This window comes from Pseudomonas nunensis (assembly GCF_024296925.1).
In the GTDB taxonomy this organism is placed as follows: Bacteria; Pseudomonadota; Gammaproteobacteria; order Pseudomonadales; family Pseudomonadaceae; genus Aquipseudomonas; species Aquipseudomonas nunensis.
The window spans coordinates 7,170,680-7,195,174 of sequence record NZ_CP101125.1; the positions used below are offsets into that span (position 1 = coordinate 7,170,680).

The following is a 24,495-nucleotide window of genomic DNA, read 5'->3' on the forward strand; positions in this document are numbered from 1 at the left end:
TAAAACTTAGTTTGTTGCCAGTACGCGTTTAGCGGGTGCAAATATAAAGACGCTGATGGCTGCCAGTAACCACACACTAATACCGCCATATAACATCAGGATGCCAAATCCATGGGTTAATGCGTCATGCATGGCTGTCGAGGGTAATACGGCATTAAGTGTCGGGCTGATAAACGTACTGCCGGCCGCGACGGATTCCGCTAACGCACGCAAGTGAGTGCTGTCGACGTAGCCCGGTAACAGTTGTTTCAACTGCGTATAAACAGCTTGGGAAAGAATAAGCCCCATCAATGCAATATTGATGGCCAGTGAAATCATGCGGGCACTCATATCGATGCCCGATGCCATGCCGGCACGGCTGCTGTCTACGGAACCGGTGGTGGAGTTGGTCACCGGTGTGTTGGTGATGCCCAGGCCGATACCGGCCACCAGGCAGCCAGGCAACATCGTCAACCAACTGGCGTGTTCCAGGCTGCTGCCAAACTTCATCAGCATAAAGCCCAGGCCGATGGTGAACAGCCCGCAAGGAATCACGATGCCTGGGCGGTAGCGCAGGGCCAGGCGCTCACCGACGGGCGGGAATACCAGGGTCGGCAAGGTATAAGCGAGCAGGGCCAGGCCCGCCATGACCGGGTCGTAGCCCAGTCCGCTCTGGAAGTAGATGGGCAGGTAGATCATGAACGGCCAGAAGCTGAAGTTCATGCCGATCGAACCCATCAGCGCACCCGAAAAATTCCGGATCTTGAACACCGAGAAGTCGAACATGGGGTGGGGATGGGTCTTCTCGGCATACAGAAACAGCGCAAAACTGATCAGCGTCGCGGCCAGCACACCCAATGACTGCGGGCTGTCAAAGCCCAGGGTCGGGCCTTGGGTAATGAAGTACGCCAGGCCGAATACGGCCAGTGACAAGGTGACAATCCCCATGCTGTCCAGCTTCCTGGCCTGTGGATCCCGGGATTCCGTGACACCGACGAACACCAGCAGCAAGGTCACCACAGCGATCAGCACGTGAACCAGAAATACCCACTGCCAGTTGGAAACGGCGAGGATCATGCCACCAATGATCGGGCCGAAACCAAGGCCGACGCCAAACACGATGCCCCAGACGCCAAAGGCTTTACTGCGCTCGCGCCCTTCCTGGAATTGATGGGAGAGGATGGCGACCTGGGCGATAAGCATCGCGCCACCCGCCAGCCCCTGGAGGAAACGACTGGCGATGAGCACCGCCACGTCCTGGGCCATGCCGCAAATCAATGAAGTGATGCCAAACGCCAGGATACTGATAATGAATACACGCCGACGGCCAAATCGGTCAGCCAGTGTTCCGGTGGCCATCATGATGGTTGTGCAGGCAATGGTGTAGGCATTCATGATCCATTGCATTTGTTTAAAGTCAGCCTGCAAGACTGTTTCCAGTCCCGGCAGAATAACCGGCACGCTGGATATCTCCAGGCCAAACATGAGGGACGCGAGGCAAATAGCCGCCAGGGCTATATTATTTTTAGATCGGTGCGTAAGAGACACGGGTAAGCTCCCTGCAATTATCGATTAACGAGAATTGACATTTATCGAATGTACGAATGACAACTTGCCGACAGCGCAAAACGCTTTAACGTGCAGCGGCGCCTTGTACCTTAAGTTGTGAACGCCGGATCCAGGCCGCCACACTTCGCAAACTGATTGCAATGACTAACAGACTTACGCAAAGGACGACGTGAAGTTCCACGGTAGGTCGATGTAGGGTGTAAATGGTGAACGCGGAAATGAACATCGACCAGAGATAGTAACTTCCTACCCGATGCAGCCATTTCCAGGCGGATTTCCCCAGCCACGCAGCGGTTCGATCGAACGACGTGGCGACCATCGCATACATGAACAGGTAGCCGATGGCGCCGAGGATGCTGAAGGCAAAGGGTGGTTTAGCCGTGTCGAACAGCGCGGGTGCTGCGATGGCGAATGCGATGACCGCTGCCATGTGCACGGTGTGCGCGGCAGCGAAGGCCACCCCCAGGTAGCGCCGGTTACGTTTCAACCAGTGGGTGCGAGGTGCCGGCCATAGTGTGTGCAGCGCGGAAGCTGCGAATGCCGTGCAAAACAGCACCAGTGCAAAACGTGCGGAGAATACAGCCACCGCGCGCACTCCCACCACATCAGGCTGAGCGACCCCGATTGCCAGGGCGACAGCCAATACCACCGTCGTCAGGCTGGCGCACAGGTACCAGCCTTCCTGCCATTTTCCGTAATAGCTTGGGGTCGTCATGCCGACTGCTTCCAATGAATACACGTCCATGTTCCTCGAGTCAGCCGCTGGGTGGGCCGCGCTGACCAGAGTTTATTGGATCCAATAGATCCAGCTGGCGATGAACATATGACTGAGCATTCAATATGTCAAGATGTGTACGAAGAGAGGGCTTGGCGGTGATAGCCCGGTTTTATTGGGCTTAAGGCAGATTTGTCGGAGATTTTTCACATAAATAACGACACGTATTTATTTTTTAGCGGGTAATTATTGAATATTTATTCACTATTGTTGACCGCAGACGGCCGCAGTTCCCCAACCTGCGATGGACAGGTGCCGGGGACCGCTGGTGGTCATCATTGTTGGCTGGAACAGGCGAAGGGTTCTACGGCGCTGCCGGCAACAAAAACCGCGCAATCACCGGCAGATGATCGGAAATCCGCAGCGTATCGTCCTGCCGCACCGTAGCTTCCACCCGTTTGATCCGTGGACTGTAAAACAGGTAATCAACCGTTCGGTCCGGGCCATTCAAGCCCGGATCATTCGGGTAATGGGTCAGCCACTGCGCCCGATCGACGCCGCTGGCTTCATTGTTGGTGGGGATCATCGGGTATTTGTCCCACAGCACGTGCAGGGCGCTGTCGGCGGAGTAGGGCGTGCGCTGCTCGGCGGGCAGGCGTCGGTACTGGCCCAATGGCAAGAGATTGAAGTCGCCGCCGATCAACCACGGCGTGCCGCGACTTTCGTATTTATCGAGGACCTTGGCCACCGCCGTCATTTGGGCTTGCAGGGTGTCATCGGGTTGGCGGACACGGTCCAGATGCGTGTTGAGCACCGCGATCTGCCCGCCATCGCTCAACGGCAGGTACGTCACCAGCAAGGCGTTTTTCGGTTTGAACTGACGGCTGATGAAGTTGGCGGGCGCCACCGGCAGTTGCAGGCGTTCGGCATGTTCGATCTGGTAACGGCTCAGGGTTGCCAGTTGCCGGCCGACGCTGCCGAAGATGTGCGGTTCAGGGACGAAGTCAGCCTTCCAATCGAAGGCGTGGGCGCTGCACGGATAAAGGTCGGCGACCCGTTCCTGCAACAGTTTGAACTGATTCTGATAATCGCTGGCCTTGGCGCCGTCATCCAGTTCTTGCAGCAGGACCATGTCCGGTTGCTCGTCGCGAATCACCCGTGCTACCTCATCGAGGCTGAAGGCCATGTCTTCGAGGGTAGGTTTTTCGTCGTCGCCCTGGGCCAGGTCGTTCCAGAACACGTAGCGTTTGCCTGCCAGGTACTGGACGTTCCAGGTCATCACCTTCAAGGCTTGCCCTGGCACCAGAGTGGGCGCCTTGACGTTGCAACTGACGGGCAACACTTCCCTGGCATCGGGCCGCCAGGTGACGCTGTAGATCAACAGGCCCACCAGGCCGAGGATAATCAGCAGGCCCAGCAGGGTGTAGCGCAGTAGACGGGTCATTGGCTCGGCTTATAGCGTTACAAAGATGATCCCGAGCATACCCGAGAGCGGCGTCCGCGCCCAAGGGTAGAGCGGTCAGATGGGTCTATCGGTTTTGTCAGGTACTTCGCTGATCAACATGAACAGGCGGAACAGCACCACACTGGTGAACAATTGCAGGAAGCTGTGGGCGCTGTCGATCAGCAAGCCAAGCACCGGATTTTGTGGCTCCGGGTACATCTCCAGACTGGCACCCTTGAGCAGCCACAACGGCGCCATCACCGCGAGGATGCACACCAGGATGCGCAGGAAATGGCCGCGAGTCAGGCGCAGGCTTTCCTTCATCGCCGCCAACGGACCCATGCCGCGCAGCACCAGCAGGTACTCGGCGAAAGCCAGGGTCACCATCAGCCAGATACCCGGCAGGAAGTACAGCGACAGGCCCAGCAGAATCAGCAGCGTGTTGAGCGCTGTGAGCAGGGCGAAGCGTGGCCACAGGGAAGCGGAAGTGGCGAGCAGGTCGCGGATGCGCGGCGATTCGCCACGGCTGCGAGCGTCGAGAAACAGAATCAGCGCTGCGGTGTACAGCGGATACACCAGCAAACCGACGATCACGCTGTAACCGGGGAAACCATCCGGGCCGGCGGTGTTGTCGACCATTTGTTGCAAGAACGCTTCGAAAATCACCAGCGGCAGGCACAGTTGCACGATCTGGCCCAGATTGCGCTTGAAGAAATACAGGGAGTCACGCAGCACATCGAACGGATTCATCAGTCGGTATCGCAGGTTAAAAGCAGTCCCACACTTTAACCGATGAAGCGCCGGGGGGCGCAAACGTAAACGTTCGGTAAAGAGCATTGAAACATCCTGTATCAGCCCCATAACTGAGAGGCACCTTATCCACCGTGGATGAGGACGACGATATTCCCGGCAATCTACGAGGTCGCCATGAACAGCGAAGAACAAACCCTGATCGATGGACTGTTTTCCCGGCTGCAACAGGCCGAAACGGATTCAGCCCCGCGTGACGCCCAGGCCGAGGCGCGGATCAAGGAGCACCTGACTCGCCAGCCCGCCGCGGGCTATTTCATGACCCAGGCGATTCTGGTGCAAGAGGCTGCGATCAAAAGCCTCGACGAGCAGAACAAACAGCAAGCCCAGCAAATCCAGCAGTTGCAGGCCGAATTGCAACAGGCCAAGGCCTCCGCGCCGGCGCCGAGCAGTGGCGGTTTTCTGTCGAGCATCTTCGGTGGCGGCTCCCGCGATCCGCAACCTGCGCCGACGCAAAGTGCTCCGCCATCCACTGGCGGTTGGCGTGAACCGGCGCGGCCATCATTCAACTCGCAACCGCCACAGCAGAACTTCGGTGCACCGCAACAGAACTACGGCGCCCCGCAGCAAAACTACGCGCCGCAACAGCAAGCACCGGTCGGTAGCGGCTTCCTCGGTGGTGCACTGAAAACCGCCGCTGGCGTGGCCGGTGGCGTGATGCTGGCGCAAGGTATCAGCAGCCTGTTCCACGGCAACCAGCAACCGCAGGAAATCGTCGAAGTCATCAAGGAAGAGCCAGCCCAGGTCAACGACCACAGTGGCAATGACTGGAACAACGACCAGAACGTGGCCGGCAACGACTCCAACGATCAGAGCAATTTCACCGACGCCGACTACAGCGATGACAGCTCGTCATTCTTCGGCGGCGATGACGACGACTCCTTCGTCTGACCCACCACTCGTCCGGGGCGCACAAACGCCCCGGGCCGATTATTCGCGGAACAATCCTTCAGGCTGGCATACTGGGCGACTTTTCGGGCCTAGTGCCGGATTCAAGCCTGCGCCTGTGCGCCATGAGGGAAATGCGATGAAGAAAATCGCAGTGTTCGCCGACGTTCAAAACCTCTATTACACCGTGCGTCAGGCCTATGGTTGCCACTTCAACTATGCCGCGCTGTGGGCTGACATCAGCAAACAGGGCGAGATTGTCGAGGCGTATGCCTACGCCATTGATCGCGGTGACAGCAAACAGCAGCAGTTCCAGCAGATCCTGCGCAACTTGGGCTTCGTCGTGAAGCTCAAGCCCTACATCCAGCGCAGCGACGGCTCGGCCAAAGGCGACTGGGACGTGGGCATCACCCTCGACATCATGGACGCCGCCGACCATGTCGACGAAGTGGTGCTGGCTTCCGGCGACGGTGATTTCGATATGCTGTTGGAGCGCATCATCAGCAAACACGGCGTGCAAGCGGTGGCTTACGGCGTGCCGGGTTTGACCGCCAACTCGCTGATCCGCGCCGCCAGCCGTTATGTGCCGATCGAAGGCGCGTTGCTGCTCAAGAATTGATTTATACGGAGTTGAAACAGGTTTGGAACGCATAGCAGTCATCGACTTTGAAACCACCGGGATCTCCCCTAGCAGCAGCTGCCGGGCCACGGAAATTGCCGTGGTGATCCTCGAACAGGGACGCATCGTCGAGCGTTACCAAAGCCTGATGAACGCCGGCGTGCGCGTACCGGCCTTCATCGAACAACTCACCGGCATCAGCAACGCCATGCTGCGTACCGCGCCCTCGGCCGAGCAGGTGATGAACGAAGTTAACGAGTTCGTCGGCATCACCCCGCTGCTGGCGCACAACGCCGCGTTCGACCAGAAGTTCTGGGATTTTGAACTTGGCCGGATCAAACGCACGCGGTTGCAGAACTTTGCCTGCTCACTGTTGCTGGCCCGTCGGTTGATGCCGGCTGCGCCAAATCACAAACTCGGCACCCTCACCACCTTCGCCAGTTTGCCCAACACCGGCAAGGCTCACCGGGCCATGGCGGATGCGGAAATGGCCGCCAACCTGACGACGCATCTGGCTGAACAACTGCGCCAACAGCATGGGCTGCGCGAGCTGTCGCATGATCTGCTGGTCAGCCTGCAGAAAGTGCCGGCGGCGAAGATCAACGAGCATCTTAAGCGCCATCGCGGGTTCTGACTGACACCCCAACAATCCCCTGACACAACACAAATCCCCTGTGGGAGCGGGCTTACTCGCGAAGGCGGTGTGTCTGTCACATTGATGTTGGATGTGCCGACGCCTTCGCGAGCAAGCCCGCTCCCACATTGGATCTGCTGCGGCAATCAGATTGGTGTTTAACGACGCCTCCGATTCGATGATCGGTCCTACTGAATAATAGGGATTGTCTGTCTTGCCCCTCCTCTGGGGCATCGATAACCTTTTGTCCGTCGCTGCCAATGCAGCGATCGGGACTGCAAGCCCACCGATAGTTTGTTAGGTGCATACAAGCACACCTATAATCGCGTCGCTTTATCTGGCGACCATCGATTTATGGTAGCTGTGTGCGGGAGGCCTTCGGGTCTGCCGAGGTCCTAACAACTCGGTCTTGCAGACCTGCGCACAGCTGCCACCCATCATCTGCAAGTGATGACGGTAGCTCCAACTTTTGTTAGGACATTCGAATGGTCAAAATTACCCCCAATCCCCCAGATCACTACATCCCCCAAACCTTCATCCGCCATCACATCCAGCTGCGAGCACTTTTACTGCACGCAGAAGCCTGGTTTTGCGCCCGCGATATCGGCCGATTGATGGGTGTAGATATCGGCGGGCGACACGCGCTCAAGCTCGATGCCGATCAACGTCGGATGATGTGTTTGTCTGGAACCGACGAACCCCAGGAAACGCTGATGCTGAGCGAGTCCGGCGTGTACGCGATGCTGGTCTATCACTACTGCCCGGAGAACCGGAATTTGCGGCGTTGGCTGACTCACCATGTGGTGCCGATGCTGCGCGACGGTGCCGGAGCCGGTTCGAATCAAGCGCCAAGTTTGCGTTTGATGGAATGGGCGGGGGGCACATTAAGCCTGCTGCATTGGCGGACAGAACCATGGGTTCGTTTAAAAGACATGCCGTGTTTGCTAGGCGCCGGATATAGCGGCGTTCGCGGATTCTGACCACACCACTGAACCCCTGTAGGAGCTGTCGAGTGAAACGAGGCTGCGATCTTTTGATCTTGTTTTCAAAGCGCAAAATCAAAAGATCGCAGCCTCGTTTCACTCGACAGCTCCTACGGGATCGCTATTTGCCATTTCCTTCCAGCTGCCCCAACGGCACGCGCTTTTCTATCGCGCTGGACAACACAATCGATGTCTTGCTGAACCCGAACTTGGCAATGCGATTGATCAACTCTTCCAGCTCCGGCATCGACCCCACCGCCGCTTGCATGATCACGCACGGATCACCAGTGACCCGATGGCACTCGGTCAATTGCGGGATTTTGATCAGGTCGTCGTAGGCCTTTTGATTGCCGTGCTGGTTCAGGCGCAGCTCGATCACGCACTGGATTGGCAGGCCGATTTTCGACATGTCGACCGTCGCCTGGTAACCGGTAATCACCCCGGAGGCCTCAAGTTTGGCCACGCGCTCGGCGACGGCCGGGGCGGAGAGGTTCACTTTGCGCGCCAGTTCGGCGTAGGACGCCCGACCGTTTTCCAACAGGGCGCTGAGGAGCATGCGGTCGTACTTGTCCATCGTAAATTCCTGAAAATGACATGACTTTCGAAATCACGGTTTATCGCGCAGATCTCCGTGCTTTGAAAAGTGTACCGGCGCTATAAACAGGTTTTGTAACTTATTTTTAGCGCCTGGCCTTTCTAGAATATTCGATCTCCTTGTCTTGCCTGTCGAGCTGCCCATGCCTGGCTTACGTCGCTTCCCCTTGCCGTTGATCGCCGCATTTTTCGCGTTGTACGTGATTTGGGGCTCGACCTATCTGGTCATCCGCATCGGCGTGCAGTACTGGCCGCCGTTGATGCTCGGCGGCATTCGCTTTGTGATTGCCGGGACGCTGATGTACGCATTCCTGCGCTGGCGCGGGGCGCCGGCGCCGACCTGGGCGCAGTGGAAAGCGGCGGGGATCATCGGGATTTTGCTGCTCAGTTTCGGTAACGGCGCGGTGAGCGTGGCTGAACACACCGGGGTGGCATCCGGGGTAGCCGCGCTGGCGGTGGCGACGGTGCCGTTGTTTACCTTGCTCTGTGGATATTTCTGGGGCGCGCGTAATACCCGTCTCGAATGGGCCGGGATTGTGCTCGGGCTGATCGGCATCGCCATGCTCAACCTCGGCTCCAACCTGCAATCGAGCCCGTTGGGCGCGGCGTTGCTGGTGTTTGCCGCCGCGACCTGGGCGTTCGGCTCGGTGTGGAGCAAACATTTGCCGTTGCCCCAAGGCGCGATGGCCAGTGCCGTGGAAATGCTGGTGGGCGGCGTGGTGTTGCTGATCGGCAGTGCGGTCAGCGGCGAACACCTGGAGAGTCTGCCGCCGATGGAAGGCTGGGCCGCGTTGGCTTACCTGATCGGCTTCGGTTCGATCATCGCCTTCAACGCCTACATGTACCTGTTGAAAAATGTGCGTCCGGCGGCGGCCACCAGTTATGCCTACGTCAACCCGGCAGTGGCGGTGTTGCTGGGGATCGTGTTTGTCGGCGAGACCATTGGTATTGAAGAGGCGATTGCGATGGCGGTGATCATCAGCGCCGTGGTGTTGATCGGCTTGCCGCAGTGGCGACGGGCCCCGGTGCGACCTGCGGCGGTGGCGCCGACAGAATCCCGTGTGAATTAGGGTAAACTGCGCGCCATCGCCTATCCGCTCTGATTTTTCCTACGGTAATCCCATGACTTTCGCCTCCCTTGGCCTGATCGAACCCTTGCTGCGCTCTCTTGAGACGCTCGGCTACCAGACGCCTACGCCGGTCCAGGCGCAAGCCATTCCGGCGGTGCTGGCCGGTCGCGACCTGATGGCTGCGGCCCAGACCGGCACCGGTAAAACTGCCGGTTTCGCGCTGCCGCTGCTGCAGTTGCTGGCCATGGAAGGGCCGAAAGTTGCCTCCAACTCGGTGCGTGCGCTGATCCTGGTGCCGACCCGCGAACTGGCCGAACAGGTTCACGAAGCCGTGCGTCAGTACGCCGAGAACCTGCCGCTCAGCACTTACGCGGTGTACGGCGGCGTCAGCATCAACCCGCAGATGATGAAGCTGCGCAAAGGTGTCGACGTACTGGTGGCGACCCCGGGTCGTCTGCTCGACCTGTATCGCCAGAAGGCTCTCAAGTTCAATCAACTGCAAACCCTGATCCTCGACGAAGCCGATCGCATGCTCGATCTGGGTTTCTCCGAAGAGCTGGGGAACATCTACCGCGTACTGCCGAAGCAACGTCAAACGCTGCTGTTCTCGGCGACCTTCTCCGATGCGATCCGCTTGCTGGCCGGGCAAATGCTCAACGATCCGCTGAGTATCGAAGTCAGCCCGCGCAATGTGGCGGCCAACACCGTCAAGCAATGGGTTGTGGTGGTGGACAAGAAGCGCAAGCCGGAGCTGTTCATTCATTTGCTGCGCAAGGGCAAGTGGAAACAGGTGCTGGTGTTCGCTAAGACCCGCAACGGCGTGGACGCGCTGGTGGAAAAACTCCAGGGCCTGGGCATCAATGCCGACGGCATCCACGGCGACAAACCGCAAGCGACCCGTCAGCGGGCGCTTGATCGGTTCAAGGCCAGTGAAGTACAGATTCTGGTCGCCACAGACGTCGCGGCCCGTGGTCTGGACATCGAAGATTTGCCGTTGGTGGTCAACTTCGACCTGCCGATCGTGGCCGAGGACTACATCCACCGCATCGGTCGTACTGGCCGTGCGGGTGCCACCGGTGAGGCAATTTCCTTGGTGTGCGCAGATGAAGTGAATCAGCTGTCGGCCATCGAGATGTTGACCCGTCAGACACTGACTCGCCAGACCGAGCAGGATTTCGAGCCTGAGCATCGGGTTCCGGATACCGATTCCAGTGGTCAGGTGGTGAAGAAGCCGAAGAAACCGAAGAAGCCAAAGACCGCCGGTGGCGGTAAGCGCAATTTGGGTAAGTGGGTTGAGAGCGGGGACGCTTCGGCGGTGGAGCCTTCGATCAAGCCTGTGCGCAAAGTGCCGGTGTTTAACACTGGGCCGCGTAAGAAAAAGCCTTAATAAGATTCGGCGTCTGTTAGGCCGCCTTCGCGAGCAAGCCCGCTCCCACACTGGATCTGCATACGACACAGATCAAATGTGGGAGCGGGCTTGCTCGCGAAGGGCGCGCCGAGGTCTTCAGCTCTTGCGCTGTAGCCACTCCACCATCCCAAACCCAGCCGCGCGCCCACTGGCAAAACACCCCGTCAGCAGATAGCCCCCCGTCGGTGCTTCCCAGTCCAGCATTTCCCCCGCGCAGAACACGCCAGGCAGTTGCTTGAGCATCAAGCGCTCATCCATCGACTCGAACGTCACGCCACCCGCGCTACTGATGGCTTCATCCAATGGACGGGTTTTAACCAGCGTCAGCGGCAACGCCTTGATCGCTTTGGCCAGCAACGCCGGATCGGCAAAGCACTCGGCCGCCGTCAACTCTCTTAGCAACGCCGCTTTCACACCATCGATTCCAAGCTGACTGTGCAGGTGTTTGGACATCGAGCGCGAGCCGCGCGGTTTCTTCAGCGCAGTCTCAACTTTATCCACAGGCCGGCCCGGCAACAGGTCGATATGAATGGTCGCTGAGCTGTGCTGATTGATGGCTTCGCGAATCGGTGCCGACAGTGCATAGATCAAGCTGCCTTCAATCCCCGTGGCAGTGATCACACATTCCCCGAGGCGCGGGATGTCGTCATTCAAGCCAATCGCGATATTTTTCAGCGGCGCGCCAGCGAATTTGCTGACCATCAATTCGCTCCAGGCCTGCACCTCGAAGCCGCAATTGCTCGGTTGCAGCGGTGCCAGTCCTACGCCGCGCTGTTCCAAGGGCAGCATCCACGCGCCGTCCGAGCCCAGGCGCGACCAACTGCCGCCGCCGAGGGCGAGCAGGGTGGCGTCGGGTTTGACGGTGATTTCGCCGTCGGGACTGGTGATACGCAAATCACCGTGCTCATTCCAGCCGAGCCAGCGATGGCGGGTGTGGATAACCACGCCTGCATCGCGCAGTCGTTTGAGCCAGGCGCGGAGTAGGGGCGCGGCTTTCATGTCCGTAGGAAAAACCCGGCCAGAGCTGCCGACAAAGGTTTCGATGCCCAGGTCATGAATCCACTGGCACAGCGCATCGGCGCCGAATGATCGCAGCAACGGGGCGATTTGCGGCGCCCGTTCGGCGTAGCGCGAGAGGAACGCCGGGTAGGCTTCGGAGTGGGTGATGTTCATGCCACCGACGCCGGCCAGCAGGAATTTTCGTCCTACGGAGGGCATGCCGTCGTACAGATCGACTTTGATCCCGGCCTGGCTCAGGACCTCGGCGGCCATCAGGCCAGCGGGGCCGCCGCCGATGATGGCGATGTGCGGGGGGAGGGAAGTCGAGGGCTGGGTCATGGCATGCGCTGTGGTATGGCTGGATAAGCGGCGCATTCTATCAGCACAAGTCAGGGTGGGAGCGGGCTTGCTCGCGAAGGCGGAGTGTCAGTCGACATCTGCGTTGCTTGATACACCGCATTCGCGAGCAAGCCCGCTCCCACAGGGGATCACTGGTGTACTCAAAAGAGTGGTTAAAAAACAACCAGCGCTCTGCGCGCTATATACAGCCTGGGCTGCAGGCCCTTTCACTCAGGTTATCCACAGGCAGTTCCACAGGCATTGTGGGTAAAGATTCATACCTCAATGACAACCTGATGACTGCCACACCCGTTGTGCGCTGTGATGCAGGATGCCGTGGCGACGGGCCAGTGCCTGACGGTCCTTGCTGTAGCCGCCGCCGATCACCCCGACTACCGGAATGTCTCGGCCCAGGCAGTGTCGCATCACGCTTTCATCCCGGGCGGCGACGCCTTCGTCGGTCAGCTTCAGGTAACCCAGCGCGTCATCCTTATGCACATCGACCCCGGCGTCATACAGCACCAGGTCCGGTTGGTAGAGCGGCAGCAAATAGTTGAGCGCGTCGTCCACCACCTTCAAATAATCCGCATCGCCCATGCCCTTGGGCAAAGGAATGTCCCAGTCGCTTTCGGCTTTGCGTGCAGGAAAATTCTTTTCGCAATGCAGGGAAACGGTCACCGCGTCCGGGGTGTTGTGCAGGATCCGTGCAGTCCCGTCGCCCTGGTGCACGTCGCAATCGAAGATCAACACCCGATTCACCCGACCGCTTTCCAGCAGGTAATGGCTGATCACCGCCAGGTCATTGAAGATGCAGAACCCGGCCGGATAGTCGTAGTGCGCGTGATGGGTGCCGCCGGCCAGGTGACAGGCCAGCCCATGCTCCAGCGCCTGCTCGGCCGCCAGCAATGAGCCGCCAACCGCCCGCACCGTGCGCCGGGCCAGGGCTTCGTTCCACGGTAGGCCGAGGCGCCGCTGGTCTTCGCGGGACAACTCGCCGCTCATATAGCGTTCGATATACGCAGGGTCATGTGCGAGGGCGAGAATCTCTGCCGGACACAGTTCCGGGCGCAGCAGGTCGGCGTCCCGGACCAGACCACTGTCCACCAGGTGATCGCGCAGCAGGCGAAACTTGTCCATAGGGAAGCGGTGTTCCGCCGGAAACTCGGGGCTGTAGTCTTCGTGGTAGATCAAAGGCAGGGGCATGGCTGATTTGTGTAGGAATGCAGGTGGGATGAGTGAAGGATCCTACCAGCGATGTAGACTCGGAGTATGGAATTGGAGGGGCACAATGGAGCCGATACTGGAACTTGAAAGCGCACGCTTGCTGTTGCGGCAATGGAGCGATGAGGATTTGCCGGAGTTTGCGGCAATGTGCGCCGATCCGCAGGTGATGCGTTATTTCCCCGAGCCCTTGAGCCGACTGGAAAGTGCGTCGCTGATCGGACGGATCCGCGGGCACTTTGCCGAGCACGGTTTCGGCCTCTGGGCATTGGAGCGCAAGGACACCGGCGCGTTTATCGGTTTTACCGGATTGGGTGTGGTCGGTTTCGACGCGCCCTTTACCCCGGCCACCGAAATCGGCTGGCGCCTGGCCCGCGAACACTGGGGCCTGGGTTATGCCAGTGAAGCGGCGTGGACCGCTCTGCGCTGCGGCTTTGACCGGTTGGCGCTGAAAGAGGTCGTCGCGTTCACCGCGCAAGCCAATCTGCCGTCGGAGAAAGTCATGCAGGCCATCGGCATGCAGCATGATTCAGCCGATGACTTCGACCACCCGAAGCTCGCACCCGAGCATCCGCTGCGTCACCATGTCCTGTACCGCATCACCCGTGAACAATGGCTGCAAACCTTGCATGGATAAGCAGGCGCGGACGTTTACAATGGTCGCCATGTTGGCCTGGGCCATTAACTGAATCGACCGCCGCAGCCAAGACTGCGCGGCATTGCTTTGTGTGAGGAGAGCCTGAATGAGCCAAGTATTGGAAGATCTGGTAGACCTGCTGACCCTGGAACCGATTGAAGAAAACCTGTTCCGTGGCCGCAGCCAGGACCTGGGTTTCCGTCAGTTGTTCGGCGGCCAGGTGCTCGGCCAGTCCCTGTCGGCGGCCAGTCAGACCGTTGAAGAGGCGCGTCATGTGCACTCGATGCACGGTTATTTCCTGCGCCCGGGCGATGCCAAGTTGCCGGTGGTGTATCAGGTTGATCGGGTGCGCGATGGCGGCAGTTTCAGCACTCGCCGGGTGACGGCAATCCAGAAGGGCAACCCGATTTTCACCTGCAGCGCGTCCTTCCAGTACGACGAAGAAGGCTTCCAGCACCAGACCGAAATGCCCCAAGTGGTCGGCCCGGAAAACCTGCCGTCGGAACTGGAACTGACTCAACAACGCGCGCACTTGATCCCGGAACATATGCGCGAAAAACTGCTCTGCCCGAAACCGATCGAAGTCCGCCCGGTGACCGAGAAAGACCCCTACAACCCGCAAGCGGCCGACCCGATCAAGTACGTCTGGTTTCGTGCCGACGGTGCCTTGGCCGATTCGCCGGCGCTGCACAAATACCTGCTGGCCTACGCCTCGGACTTCGGGCTGCTGACTACCTCGCTGCTGCCCCACGGCAAATCGGTGTGGCAGAAAGACATGCAGGTCGCCAGCCTCGACCACGCGTTGTGGTTCCATTCCGACCTGCGCGCCGATGACTGGCTGCTCTATGCGATGGACAGTCCGTGGGCCGGTAATTCCCGTGGATTCTCCCGTGGCAGCGTGTTCAACCGTGCCGGGCAACTGGTGGCCTCGGTCACTCAGGAAGGCCTGATTCGTCATCGCAAGGATTGGGCATGAGCCTTACCGAGGTGCGGCACTGGGTGTTCGACATGGACGGCACCCTGACGGTGGCCGTGCATGACTTCGCGGCGATCCGCGTGGCGCTGGCGATCCCGGCCGAAGACGACATCCTGACCCACCTCGCCGCGCTGCCCGCCGAAGAAGCTGCCGCCAAACATGCGTGGTTGCTGGAGCATGAACGGGATCTGGCGCTGGGCTCGAAACCGGCACCCGGTGCGGTGGAACTGGTGCGTGAACTGGCCGGGCGCGGTTATCGCCTCGGCATCCTCACGCGCAATGCTCGCGAACTGGCGCATGTGACCCTGGAGGCCATCGGCCTGGCGGACTGCTTTGCGGTTGAGGATGTGTTGGGTCGTGACGAAGCGCCGCCCAAGCCGCATCCCGGTGGTTTATTGAAATTGGCCGAAGCCTGGAATGTGCCGGCGAGCGAGATGGTGATGGTCGGTGATTACCGCTTTGACCTGGATTGCGGTCGGGCGGCAGGGGCGCGGACGGTGTTGGTGAATTTGCCGGATAACCCGTGGCCGGAGTTGGCGGATTGGCATGCGGCGGATTGTGTTGAGTTGCGGCGGATGCTTTTCGCTTGAGTGGTTTGGTGTCTGGTTAATTGTCTTCGCGGGCAAGCCTCGCTCCTACAGTTGGAAATGCACTCCCCTGTAGGAGCGAGGCTTGCCCGCGAAGAGGCCCTGTCAGGCAACACAAAAACTCACTGACTGAACAGAACCTTCTGCCCCTCAGGCGACGTAAACATCCCATCCCCGTTATGCCCGACCCCAGGCACTTCGATCAGGCGCTGATTCACCCCTTGTGGATTTCGCCGCAGCAAATAATCAAAAAAGTTATGCCCGCGAGCCAGGCGATACGCCCCTTGGGCTTCCGCCTCGCAACCCTTGTCCAGCGCCGGGTGCTGCGGGTCGGTGTCCTGCTGACCCAGCAGATAAGTCACATCACGCTTGATGTAAACGCTCTCAATCTGCGGCGCCGTTTGCCCGCTGGCATAGATGGGCAGGTCTGTCAGACCATACTTCCAGCGATTGAAACCGGTGCAGCGCGCATGATCGAACGCCACCGGCCGCTGCTCGTTGAAGTAGGCGTAGGACGACGGGTTGGCCACCACGTAGCGGATTTTTACCCCGGCCGCCGTGAGCGCCGGTTGGTCGTGGGCCAGCAGTGCGTAGCGCTGCACCACCTGGCCGCCACCGGAGTGACCGGCGATGACGATTTGCTTCACGTCCGGAAATTGCCGGCGGTCGCTGAGCCGGTCGATGATTTGGTCGAGGGCGGCGAACGAACTCAGGGCAAACGGTGCGGTGGATAACCCGCCGGCCATCCAGTCATTCCCCTTCCAGCGCAACACACTGTCCGCCACGGGATGGCGCGTGACGTCGGTTTCATTGAGAAACTGCGGGGCGATCACCAGCGTGTTCGCGCTTTGCCCGGCCGCTTCAGCCGCCTTCTCGGCGCTGCGACGGTAGGTCTCGGCGTTGCGCAATCGACCATGGATGATGATCAGCACCCGCTCGATTTTCGCCGGCGCCGGGCCCATGCCCACCGCCATCTCACCTTCTTTCAACAATAGGCGCCCGGGGCTGATCTCTTTGACCCCGTGCTCGTCGGCCTGGGCACTCGCGCAGGCGATCAACAACACCAACAACCATTTATGCATTTACAGATTTTTCGCCGCAAAGGTATCGCACTGGCCGACCTGGCCCTGAGCGAAACCGGTTTTGAACCAGCGCACCCTTTGCGCTGACGTGCCATGGGTAAAGGAGTCCGGTACGACGCGGCCCTGACCTTGCTGCTGCAAACGGTCATCGCCAATCGCATTGGCGGCGTTCAGGGCTTCCTCGATGTCACCGGGTTCCAGCCAGTTCAGACGCTTCTGCGCATTGTTGGCCCAGACCCCGGCCAGGCAATCGGCCTGGAGTTCCTGACGCACCAGTAAACCACCATCGCCTTCCATCTGCCGACCTTGCTGGCGAGCGGTCTGAATTTTCGCGGAAACACCGAGCAAGGTCTGAACATGGTGTCCGACTTCATGAGCGATCACGTAGGCCTGGGCGAAGTCGCCGGCGGCGGAAAAACGCTGCGACATTTCCTGGAAGAACGCCATGTCCAGATAGACCTTCTGGTCGGCCGGGCAGTAGAACGGGCCGGTCGCGGAAGTGGCCAGGCCGCACGCCGAGTTCACCCGGTTGCTGAACAGCACCAGGGTCGGGTTTTTGTACTGCTTGCCGGCCTGTTGGAAAATCTGGCCCCAGGTGTCCTCGGTATCACCGAGGATCGAGCGCACGAACTCGGCTTGCTGATCATTCGCCGGTGGCGCCTTGCGCGTCTGGTTCGTGGCCGGTGCCGATTGCTCGGTCATTTGCCCGGTCAGTTGTCCAAGGATCTGCATCGGGTCCTGGCCGGTGATCCAGCCGATCCCGACAATCAACAGGATCGCCGTGAGGCTCAGGCCCTTGCCGCCGCCGAAGCGCATCCCGCCGCCACCACCGCCGACGTCATCACCTCGGGCATCGACCACGTTGTCGCTGCGTCGGCCTTTTTTCCATAGCATGTGGGAATCCTCGATGTGTACGTGGTGATGAGTGTTGTTGGTGTGTAGGTGCGGCGCCAGTCCGGTCGTCCATATTTCAACGTTAACCAGAAAACTACAGCGTTGTATTGAGCGTCAATCGCGCGGCAAATTCCGTCAGGCGCCGGGTATTTGTCCCAGAGATGGAAGCAGGGCGTTGTTCGCACACTTTTTTCGTTCGCCTGTGTAAGAATCTGGAACCAGGTTCTAAATTGTTGGAATTAAAATTCCAAAGGATTTCCATGACCATCAGCACCCCCCTCTCCGGTGTAAACAAACCCTTCAAAGGGATCTTGCTGATCGTTGCCGCGACGTTCCTGTTTTCCAGCCATGACGCGCTGTCCAAATACCTCTCCGGTTTCTACCCGATCATCATGGTGGTCTGGGCTCGTTACTTGGTGCACACCTTATTGATGGCCGGGATTTTTCTGCCGCAGTCGGGGTTGCGCGTCCTACGCACCAAGCGACCTTTACTGCAGTTGGCGCGGGCGTTGTGCTTGCTGGGGACCAGTCTGTTTTTCACCACCGGTTTGTTGTACATCCCCTTGGCCGAAGCCACGGCGGTCAACTTTCTTGCGCCGGTGTTGGTCACCGCGTTGTCAGTGCCGCTGCTCAAGGAACACGTCACTCGTGGCCAATGGATCGCGGTGATTTGCGGCTTTATCGGCGTGTTGATCATCGTCCACCCTGGCGGCGAACTGTTCACCCCGGCGATTCTGCTGCCGTTCTGCTCGGCGATGTTTTTCTGTTTCTATCAGTTGCTCACCCGCAAGCTCAGCCAGATCGACAGCCCGACCACCAGCAACTTCTTCGCCGGGTTGTGCAACACCCTGGTGATGAGCGCGCTGGTGCCGTTCTTTTGGCAGGTGCCGACCCTCGGTCATGGGTTGTTGATGCTGGCGTTGGGGAGCTGCGGGATGACCGCGCATTTGTTCCTGACCCAGGCCTTCCGCTACGCCGCCCCGGCGCTGCTGGCGCCGTTTGGTTATTGTCAGATTGTGTTTGCCGGGCTGCTCGGCTGGCTGTTGTTTTCCCACACCCCGACCCTGACCACGGTGGTCGGGATTGCGGTGATTTGTTGCAGCGGGCTGGCGGCGGCTTGGCAGCAGAGCCGCCGGTAGGGGATTAACACTGAACGAACTGTGGGAGCGGGCTTGCTCGCGAAGGCGGTGTGTCATTCAACATTATCGTTGCCTGACACACCGCCTTCGCGAGCAAGCCCGCTCCCACAGGGGGGTGGTGTTTTTACTGAGTGACGGTAGGAATCTTGCGCGGTGCCATGAAGTACATCCAGATCAGCGCGATGAAGTACATCGCCGGGATCATGGTGAACAGCACGGTGTAGTTGTTATTGGTGGCCGTCAGGATGTGCCCGACCAACTGCGTCATGAACATCCCGCCAATCGCCGCACACATCCCGCCGAAACCAAACACGGTGCTCATCATGTGTTTAGGCGTGTAGTCCATCACCAGGCTCCAGATGTTCGCGGTCCAGGCCTGGTGCGCGCCGATGGCCAGGGAAATGGCGGCCACCGCGACCCACAGGTTGCTCGATCCGGCCGCCATAATCACGCCGATGATGCAGCAGGCAAACAGGAACATGGACATCAGCCGCGCCTTGATCGGGTTGATCCCGCGACCGATCAGGAACGAGGACAGGATCCCGCCGCCGACACTGCCGAAGTCAGCCGTCAGATAAATGATGATCAGCGGGATGCCCATCTGGGTCACGTTGATGCCCAGGTTGTATTGCTGATTGAGGAACGGTGGCAGCCAATAAAGGTAGAACCAGAACACCGGCGCGGTCATTGAGTAGGCGAGGGCGAATGCCCAGGTGCCACGCATGCGCAGGATGGTGGAGAACGATACGCGGGATTGTTCCGGCTCGACTTCCTTCTGGATGTAGTCCAGTTCCGATTGTTTGACGGTTGGGTGATCTTCCGGGTTGAAGTACTTCAAGGCCCAGAACAGCAACCAGATCCCGCCCAGTGCCGACATGCACAGGAACGCTGCCTGCCAGCCCCATGCGTGAAGGATCAGTGGCAGCAGCATTGGCGTGAACATCGCGCCGACGTTGGTGCCGGCGTTGAAAATGCCGGTGGCCACGGCCCGCTCGCCGGCCGGGAACCACAACCGGGTGGTTTTCACACAGGCCGGGTAGTTCGCGGCCTCGGTCAAACCGAGAATAAACCGACAGACCATGAAGCCTGCGGCTGACGTGGCCAGGCCGTGGGCGCCGGTGGCCAGGCTCCACAGCAGCACTGCGCAGAAGAACACGCGCTTGACGCCGATCCGGTCGATCAACCGGCCTTGCAGCACGAAACCGATGGCGTAGCCGACCTGAAACCAGAAGTTGATGTTGGCGTAGTCCATCGCCGTCCAGCTCATTTCCTTGGCCAGGATTGGCTGCATCACGCCGAGTGCGGCGCGGTCGATGTAGTTCAGGGTGGTGGCAAAAAACACCAGGGCCAGCATGCCCCAACGGGTTTTGCCGACGGCCATGGCGCCGCGGATTTTATCGCCGATGCCACCGGAGGCAGGAGTCATGGAGGAACGCTCCATGGGAGAGCTTTGAGAAGGAGTCATGTAGGCCACCCGATTATTTTTATGTGGTGTTCTAGGTCTTTGGTAACCGAGCCTCGGCGGTTGATGGCCGGACTCAATGTGCAGTGGATGTTGGGCAGTGGACAAAAAATCGTCAATTCGCCAAGGGTCATTGTGTTCGATAATCGCACATAAAACTAACTGGCTAGTACACTTTGAATTGCCGTGTGGGAGCTTGGAGCCAATAATTTACCCCAAGAAAACGCGATCCTCGTAGGAGCTGTGTAGGAGCTGTCGAGTGAAACGAGGCTGCGATCTTTTGATCTTAAAAACCAACGTCAAAAGATCGCAGCCTCGTTTCACTCGACAGCTCCTACAGTCCACCAATCCTCCGTCCTACAGAGGGATGTGCAATCACCGGGAGTCGAGATATGCAACGTTCCATTGCCACCGTTTCCTTGAGCGGTACCCTGCCGGAAAAACTCGAAGCCATCGCCGCCGCCGGGTTTGACGGGGTGGAGATTTTCGAGAATGACCTTCTCTACTACGACGGCAGCCCCCGGGAAATTAGACAGATGTGCGCCGATCTCGGGATCGCCATCACGCTGTTTCAACCCTTCCGCGATTTCGAAGGCTGCCGCCGCGATCGTCTGCAACGCAACCTGGAACGGGCCGAGCGCAAGTTCGACTTGATGCAGGAACTCGGCACGGATCTGGTGCTGGTGTGCAGCAACGCGTCGGCCGATTCCCTCGGTGATGAACGCATCCTGATCGATGATCTGCACCTGCTGGCCGAACGCGCCGGCGCTCGTGGTTTGCGCATTGGCTACGAAGCGCTGGCCTGGGGCCGTCACGTCAATACTTATCAACAGGTGTGGAACATCGTGCGCCAGGCGGATCATCCGAGCCTCGGTGTGCTGCTCGACAGTTTTCACACGCTGTCGCTCAAGGGCGATCCGAGCGCTATTGCCGAAATTCCCGGCGACAAAATCTTCTTCGTGCAAATGGCCGATGCGCCGATCCTCGCCATGGACGTGCTGGAGTGGAGCCGGCATTTCCGCTGCTTCCCGGGCCAGGGTGAATTCGATCTGGCGGGTTTCCTCGCGCCGATCATCAAAAGCGGTTACACCGGACCGCTGTCGCTGGAGATCTTCAACGACGGTTTCCGCGCCGCGCCGCCACGGGCCAATGCCGCCGACGGTTTGCGCTCGTTGCTGTACCTGGAGGAGAAAACCCGCCAGCGCCTGGCGCAGGAAGCCAAGCCTGTGGCCAATGTCGACATCCTGTTCGAAACGCCCAAGGCTAGCGAATACAACGGCATCGAGTTTTTGGAGTTCGCGGTGGATGAAAGCCTCGGCGCCAAGCTCTCGCATTGGCTGGAGCGGCTGGGTTTCGTCAAGGCCGGGCAGCATCGCTCCAAGAGCGTCAGCCTGTTGCGTCAGGGCGATATCAACCTGATCCTCAACTCCGAACCGTACTCTTTCGCCCACAGCTTTTTCGAAGCCCACGGTCCGTCGCTGTGCGCCACCGCCGTGCGGGTCAACGACAGCGCCAGCGCGCTCGCACGCGCCGTGGCCTACAAGGGCCAGCCTTATCGTGGACTGGTCGGCCCCAACGAACTGGAGCTGGCGGCGGTGCGTGCACCGGACGGCAGCCTGATTTATCTGGTGGACCAGCACGCCGATGTCTACGGCACCGATTTCAATTTGCAACCGGCAGCCACCACCAGCGGTGGCCTGAAACGCATCGACCACATGGCCATGGCGCTGCCGGCGGACAGCCTCGACAGTTGGGTGCTGTTCTATAAAAGCCTGCTGGATTTCGAGGCGGACGACGAGGTGGTGCTGCCCGATCCGTACGGCCTGGTGAAGAGCCGGGCGCTGCGCAGCCGTGATAGTTCGATCCGTTTGCCGCTGAACATTTCCGAGAACCGCAACACCGCGATCTCACACGCGCTGTCGAGTTATCGCGGCTCCGGGGTGCATCACATCGCCTTCGACTGCGACGACATCTTTGCCGAGGTCAGCCGTGCGAAAGAGGCCGGCGTGCCGCTGCTGGATATCCCGCTCAACTATTACGATGACCTCGCCGCGCGGTTTGATTTTGATGACGAGTTCCTCAGCGAGCTAGCGTATTTCAACGTGCTCTACGACCGTGATGCCCAGGGTGGCGAGTTGTTCCACGTCTACACCGAGCCATTCGAAGGGCGGTTCTTCTTTGAAATCATCCAGCGCAAAAATGGCTACGCCGGTTACGGTGCGGCCAACGTCGCGGTGCGCCTGGCGGCCATGGCGAAGTCCCGAAGTGGTGCCGTACGTCAGGCAAAGTTGTAGGAAAATCGTAAATACGGGGTTAAACCACGGCCGCGCGACTTCCTTCACTGTGCAGCGCGGCCCATAATCGCCAGCCTGTGCAGTGATGGCCGTGAGCCCGCAATGACGATAACTTCAGAACTCCCCGTAGCCCCCGACGAACCACTTGTGGAGCCTCGCAAGAGTCGCAAGAACAACCCGGAAAAGACCCGCGAGAACATCCTGCAAGAGGCGATAGTCGAGTTCGTCCAGCAAGGACTTTCCGGCGCTCGCGTCGATGCGATCGCCGAACGCATCCACACCTCGAAACGCATGATCTATTACTACTTCGGCAGTAAAGAGCAGCTGTACGTCGAGGTGCTGGAGAAACTCTACGGCGATATCCGCAGCACCGAAAACCGTTTGCACCTGGCCGAACTGGCGCCGGTGGAGGCGATTCGGCGGCTGGTGGAATTCACCTTCGATCACCATGACCGCAATGTCGATTTCGTGCGCATCGTCTGCATCGAGAACATTCACAACGCCGAGTTTGTGAAGCGCTCCGATGCGATCAAGGCGATGAACAACACCATCCTCGATTCTCTGAATGAGATCCTGCGTCGCGGGGCTGAAGAGGGTGTGTTCCGGGCCGGCCTGGATCCGCTGGACGTGCATTTGCTGATCAGTTCGTTCTGCTTCTACCGCGTGTCGAACCGCCATACCTTCAGTGAGATATTTCAGATCGACTTGCCGGATGAAACCGTCAAGCAGCGTCATCGGGCGATGATTTGCGAGTCGGTTTTGCGCTATTTGCAGGCCTGACCTGTGGCGAGGGGGCTTGCCCCCGTTGGGCTGCGAAGCAGCCCCCCATTCAACCATTCAAACTCTGAAAATGCGCCAGCATCCGCGACGCATCCGGCACCACGCCACTGAACAATTCAAATGCCTTCACCGCCTGGAACACCGCCATGGTGCCGCCATCCAGTGTCCGGCAACCCAAGGCCCGGGCGTTGCGCAGCAGTTCGGTTTCCAGTGGGAAGTAAACAATCTCCGCCACCCACAAGTCAGTCCTCAACAGCTCCACCGGCACCGGCATGCCCGGCAGTTTTTTCATGCCCATGGGCGTGGTGTTCACCAGACCATCAGCCAGCGCCAAGGTACTCGCCAGATCATGCCCGGCCACGGCTCGGCCAGCACCGAAATGCTGATTGAGGTTGTTCGCCAGCGCCTGTGCCCGGCCGTCATCCACATCGAAAATGCTGAGTTGCTGGACGCCTTCGCTGAGCAACGCGTGGGCCACCGCCGCACCTGCTCCACCGGCCCCCATTTGGACTACACGCTCACGGGCAACGTCCTTCAAGCCTCGGCGAAAACCCTCGGCAAAACCCAGGCAGTCGGTGTTGTGGCCGATGCGTTTTCCATCCTTCAGCACCACCGTGTTGACCGCACCAATGCCCCGGGCCTCCGGGGACAAATCGTCGAGCAACGGGATGATCGCCTGCTTGCACGGGAAGGTGATGTTCAGCCCGGTGAAGTTCATGCGCTCGGCGGCCATCAGCAGGTCGGGCAGGGCGTTAAGGTCGAGCTGCAAATGGTCGAGGTCGATCAAGCGGTATAGATAACGCAGGCCCTGGGCATCGCCTTCATGCTCGTGCAGCGTTGGCGTGCGCGAGGCCTGGATGCCCGCGCCGATCAGCCCAGCAAGTACCACGGTGTTATGTGTCATGGCGCTCATCCCTTCAAACGTAGGCTGAAATGCTCCAGCGCCAGACGATAGCCGTGGCTGCCGAAACCGGCCATCACTGCGGTGGCAATGGCTGAGACGAAGGAGTGGTGACGGAACGGTTCGCGGGCGTGGACGTTGGACAGATGAACTTCGATCACTGGCAGTTCACAGGCGACCAAGGCATCGCGGATCGCCACTGAGGTGTGGGTCCAGGCTGCCGGGTTGATCACAATCCCGGCGCAGCGGCCACGGGCGGCGTGAATCCAGTCGAGCAATTCGCCTTCATGGTTGGTCTGGCGAAACTCCACCGTCAGGCCGAATTCCTCGGCGGCGCGTCCGCACATCGCGGAAATGTCGGCCAGGGTTTCGTGGCCGTAGGTCGCCGGTTCACGGGTGCCGAGCAGGTTCAGGTTCGGGCCGTTGAGCACCAGAACGATAGGGGGCATCGGATTCTCTCCACTTATTATT

At 59.5% G+C, this 24,495-nt stretch carries 24 protein-coding genes; 12 read left to right on the top strand and 12 right to left on the bottom strand.

Annotated features, from left to right (window positions below; all coding sequences use genetic code 11):
- Positions 1-6: 6 nt before the first annotated feature.
- From NK667_RS31755 to NK667_RS31770, 4 genes are all read right to left on the bottom strand, one after another.
- Positions 7-1,464, bottom strand: coding sequence for an MFS transporter (locus NK667_RS31755; protein WP_236708646.1), 1,458 nt, complete (start codon positions 1,462-1,464; stop codon positions 7-9).
- 148 nt (positions 1,465-1,612) lie between these two features.
- On the bottom strand, positions 1,613-2,287 hold the full coding sequence (locus NK667_RS31760) for a cytochrome b family protein (RefSeq protein WP_152981114.1): 675 nt from the start codon (positions 2,285-2,287) through the stop codon (positions 1,613-1,615).
- Between the two features lie 340 nt (positions 2,288-2,627).
- A complete protein-coding gene (locus NK667_RS31765) occupies positions 2,628-3,707 on the bottom strand; it encodes an endonuclease/exonuclease/phosphatase family protein (protein ID WP_054616705.1) in 1,080 nt (359 codons plus the stop codon).
- A gap of 75 nt (positions 3,708-3,782) precedes the next feature.
- The gene (locus NK667_RS31770) at positions 3,783-4,457 is read right to left on the bottom strand and encodes a YciC family protein (protein WP_054052621.1); all 675 of its coding nucleotides are present in this window, start codon (positions 4,455-4,457) and stop codon (positions 3,783-3,785) included.
- Positions 4,458-4,634: 177 nt separating this feature from the next.
- Between NK667_RS31770 and NK667_RS31775 the strand changes: the two genes are divergently transcribed.
- The 4 genes from NK667_RS31775 (at position 4,635) to NK667_RS31790 (ending at position 7,638) form a co-directional block, all read left to right on the top strand.
- The gene (locus NK667_RS31775) at positions 4,635-5,408 is read left to right on the top strand and encodes a DUF2076 domain-containing protein (protein WP_054616704.1); all 774 of its coding nucleotides are present in this window, start codon (positions 4,635-4,637) and stop codon (positions 5,406-5,408) included.
- 136 nt (positions 5,409-5,544) lie between these two features.
- Entirely contained in the window at positions 5,545-6,024 is a 480-nt protein-coding gene (locus tag NK667_RS31780; RefSeq protein WP_054616703.1) for a LabA-like NYN domain-containing protein, read from the top strand.
- A 22-nt stretch (positions 6,025-6,046) separates the two neighbouring features.
- Positions 6,047-6,658: a 3'-5' exonuclease gene (locus NK667_RS31785; protein WP_054052626.1), complete on the top strand. Its 612-nt coding sequence runs from the start codon at positions 6,047-6,049 to the stop codon at positions 6,656-6,658.
- A gap of 485 nt (positions 6,659-7,143) precedes the next feature.
- Positions 7,144-7,638, top strand: coding sequence for a BRO-N domain-containing protein (locus NK667_RS31790; RefSeq protein WP_054616702.1), 495 nt, complete (start codon positions 7,144-7,146; stop codon positions 7,636-7,638).
- A gap of 124 nt (positions 7,639-7,762) precedes the next feature.
- Here the strand turns inward: NK667_RS31790 and NK667_RS31795 are convergent, their stop codons facing one another.
- Positions 7,763-8,215 carry an Lrp/AsnC family transcriptional regulator gene (locus NK667_RS31795; protein ID WP_054052630.1) on the bottom strand — a complete coding sequence of 151 codons (453 nt, stop codon included), beginning with the start codon at positions 8,213-8,215 and terminating at the stop codon, positions 7,763-7,765.
- A 163-nt stretch (positions 8,216-8,378) separates the two neighbouring features.
- On the opposite strand from NK667_RS31795, the gene yedA reads away from it, so the two are divergent.
- Complete coding sequence (yedA, locus tag NK667_RS31800) at positions 8,379-9,305, top strand: drug/metabolite exporter YedA (protein WP_054616701.1); 927 nt, start codon at positions 8,379-8,381, stop codon at positions 9,303-9,305.
- 52 nt (positions 9,306-9,357) lie between these two features.
- Positions 9,358-10,692 (top strand): RNA helicase RhlE1, encoded by a 1,335-nt coding sequence (locus tag NK667_RS31805; protein WP_054616700.1) that lies wholly within the window; start codon positions 9,358-9,360, stop codon positions 10,690-10,692.
- A gap of 117 nt (positions 10,693-10,809) precedes the next feature.
- On the opposite strand, the gene NK667_RS31810 is transcribed toward NK667_RS31805, so the two are convergent.
- Both NK667_RS31810 and NK667_RS31815 read right to left on the bottom strand, forming a co-directional pair.
- The gene (locus NK667_RS31810; protein WP_177331476.1) at positions 10,810-12,051 is read right to left on the bottom strand and encodes a TIGR03862 family flavoprotein; all 1,242 of its coding nucleotides are present in this window, start codon (positions 12,049-12,051) and stop codon (positions 10,810-10,812) included.
- A gap of 282 nt (positions 12,052-12,333) precedes the next feature.
- Positions 12,334-13,254 (bottom strand): histone deacetylase family protein, encoded by a 921-nt coding sequence (locus NK667_RS31815; RefSeq protein WP_054616698.1) that lies wholly within the window; start codon positions 13,252-13,254, stop codon positions 12,334-12,336.
- A gap of 85 nt (positions 13,255-13,339) precedes the next feature.
- Between NK667_RS31815 and NK667_RS31820 the strand changes: the two genes are divergently transcribed.
- The 3 genes from NK667_RS31820 to NK667_RS31830 all read left to right on the top strand — a co-directional run bounded on the left by NK667_RS31820 (position 13,340) and on the right by NK667_RS31830 (position 15,475).
- A complete protein-coding gene (locus NK667_RS31820) occupies positions 13,340-13,909 on the top strand; it encodes a GNAT family N-acetyltransferase (RefSeq protein WP_054052640.1) in 570 nt (189 codons plus the stop codon).
- A 106-nt stretch (positions 13,910-14,015) separates the two neighbouring features.
- Complete coding sequence (gene tesB / locus NK667_RS31825) at positions 14,016-14,885, top strand: acyl-CoA thioesterase II (RefSeq protein WP_054052641.1); 870 nt, start codon at positions 14,016-14,018, stop codon at positions 14,883-14,885.
- On the top strand, positions 14,882-15,475 hold the full coding sequence (locus tag NK667_RS31830) for an HAD family hydrolase (RefSeq protein WP_054616697.1): 594 nt from the start codon (positions 14,882-14,884) through the stop codon (positions 15,473-15,475). The genes tesB and NK667_RS31830 overlap by 4 nt, the downstream gene beginning before the upstream one ends.
- A 119-nt stretch (positions 15,476-15,594) precedes the next feature.
- On the opposite strand, the gene NK667_RS31835 is transcribed toward NK667_RS31830, so the two are convergent.
- Entirely contained in the window at positions 15,595-16,554 is a 960-nt protein-coding gene (locus NK667_RS31835; RefSeq protein ID WP_054052646.1) for an alpha/beta fold hydrolase, read from the bottom strand.
- Entirely contained in the window at positions 16,555-17,448 is an 894-nt protein-coding gene (gene ypfJ, locus NK667_RS31840) for a KPN_02809 family neutral zinc metallopeptidase (RefSeq protein ID WP_054052648.1), read from the bottom strand.
- Between the two features lie 260 nt (positions 17,449-17,708).
- Here ypfJ and NK667_RS31845 point away from each other — a divergent pair, with 260 nt between their 5' ends.
- On the top strand, positions 17,709-18,587 hold the full coding sequence (locus tag NK667_RS31845) for a DMT family transporter (protein ID WP_054052650.1): 879 nt from the start codon (positions 17,709-17,711) through the stop codon (positions 18,585-18,587).
- Between the two features lie 124 nt (positions 18,588-18,711).
- Here NK667_RS31845 and NK667_RS31855 read toward each other — a convergent pair whose 3' ends face one another.
- Positions 18,712-20,028, bottom strand: a complete 1,317-nt coding sequence (locus NK667_RS31855; RefSeq protein ID WP_236708657.1) for an MFS transporter — start codon at positions 20,026-20,028, stop codon at positions 18,712-18,714.
- A gap of 413 nt (positions 20,029-20,441) precedes the next feature.
- Here NK667_RS31855 and quiC point away from each other — a divergent pair, with 413 nt between their 5' ends.
- On the top strand, positions 20,442-22,343 hold the full coding sequence (quiC, locus tag NK667_RS31860; protein ID WP_054616695.1) for a 3-dehydroshikimate dehydratase QuiC: 1,902 nt from the start codon (positions 20,442-20,444) through the stop codon (positions 22,341-22,343).
- 102 nt (positions 22,344-22,445) lie between these two features.
- Positions 22,446-23,123, top strand: a complete 678-nt coding sequence (locus NK667_RS31865) for a TetR/AcrR family transcriptional regulator (RefSeq protein WP_054616694.1) — start codon at positions 22,446-22,448, stop codon at positions 23,121-23,123.
- Positions 23,124-23,172: 49 nt separating this feature from the next.
- On the opposite strand, the gene NK667_RS31870 is transcribed toward NK667_RS31865, so the two are convergent.
- Positions 23,173-24,027, bottom strand: a complete 855-nt coding sequence (locus tag NK667_RS31870; protein WP_054617218.1) for a shikimate dehydrogenase — start codon at positions 24,025-24,027, stop codon at positions 23,173-23,175.
- Between the two features lie 5 nt (positions 24,028-24,032).
- Complete coding sequence (aroQ, locus tag NK667_RS31875; protein ID WP_054616693.1) at positions 24,033-24,473, bottom strand: type II 3-dehydroquinate dehydratase; 441 nt, start codon at positions 24,471-24,473, stop codon at positions 24,033-24,035.
- Between the last annotated feature and the right edge of the window lie 22 nt (positions 24,474-24,495).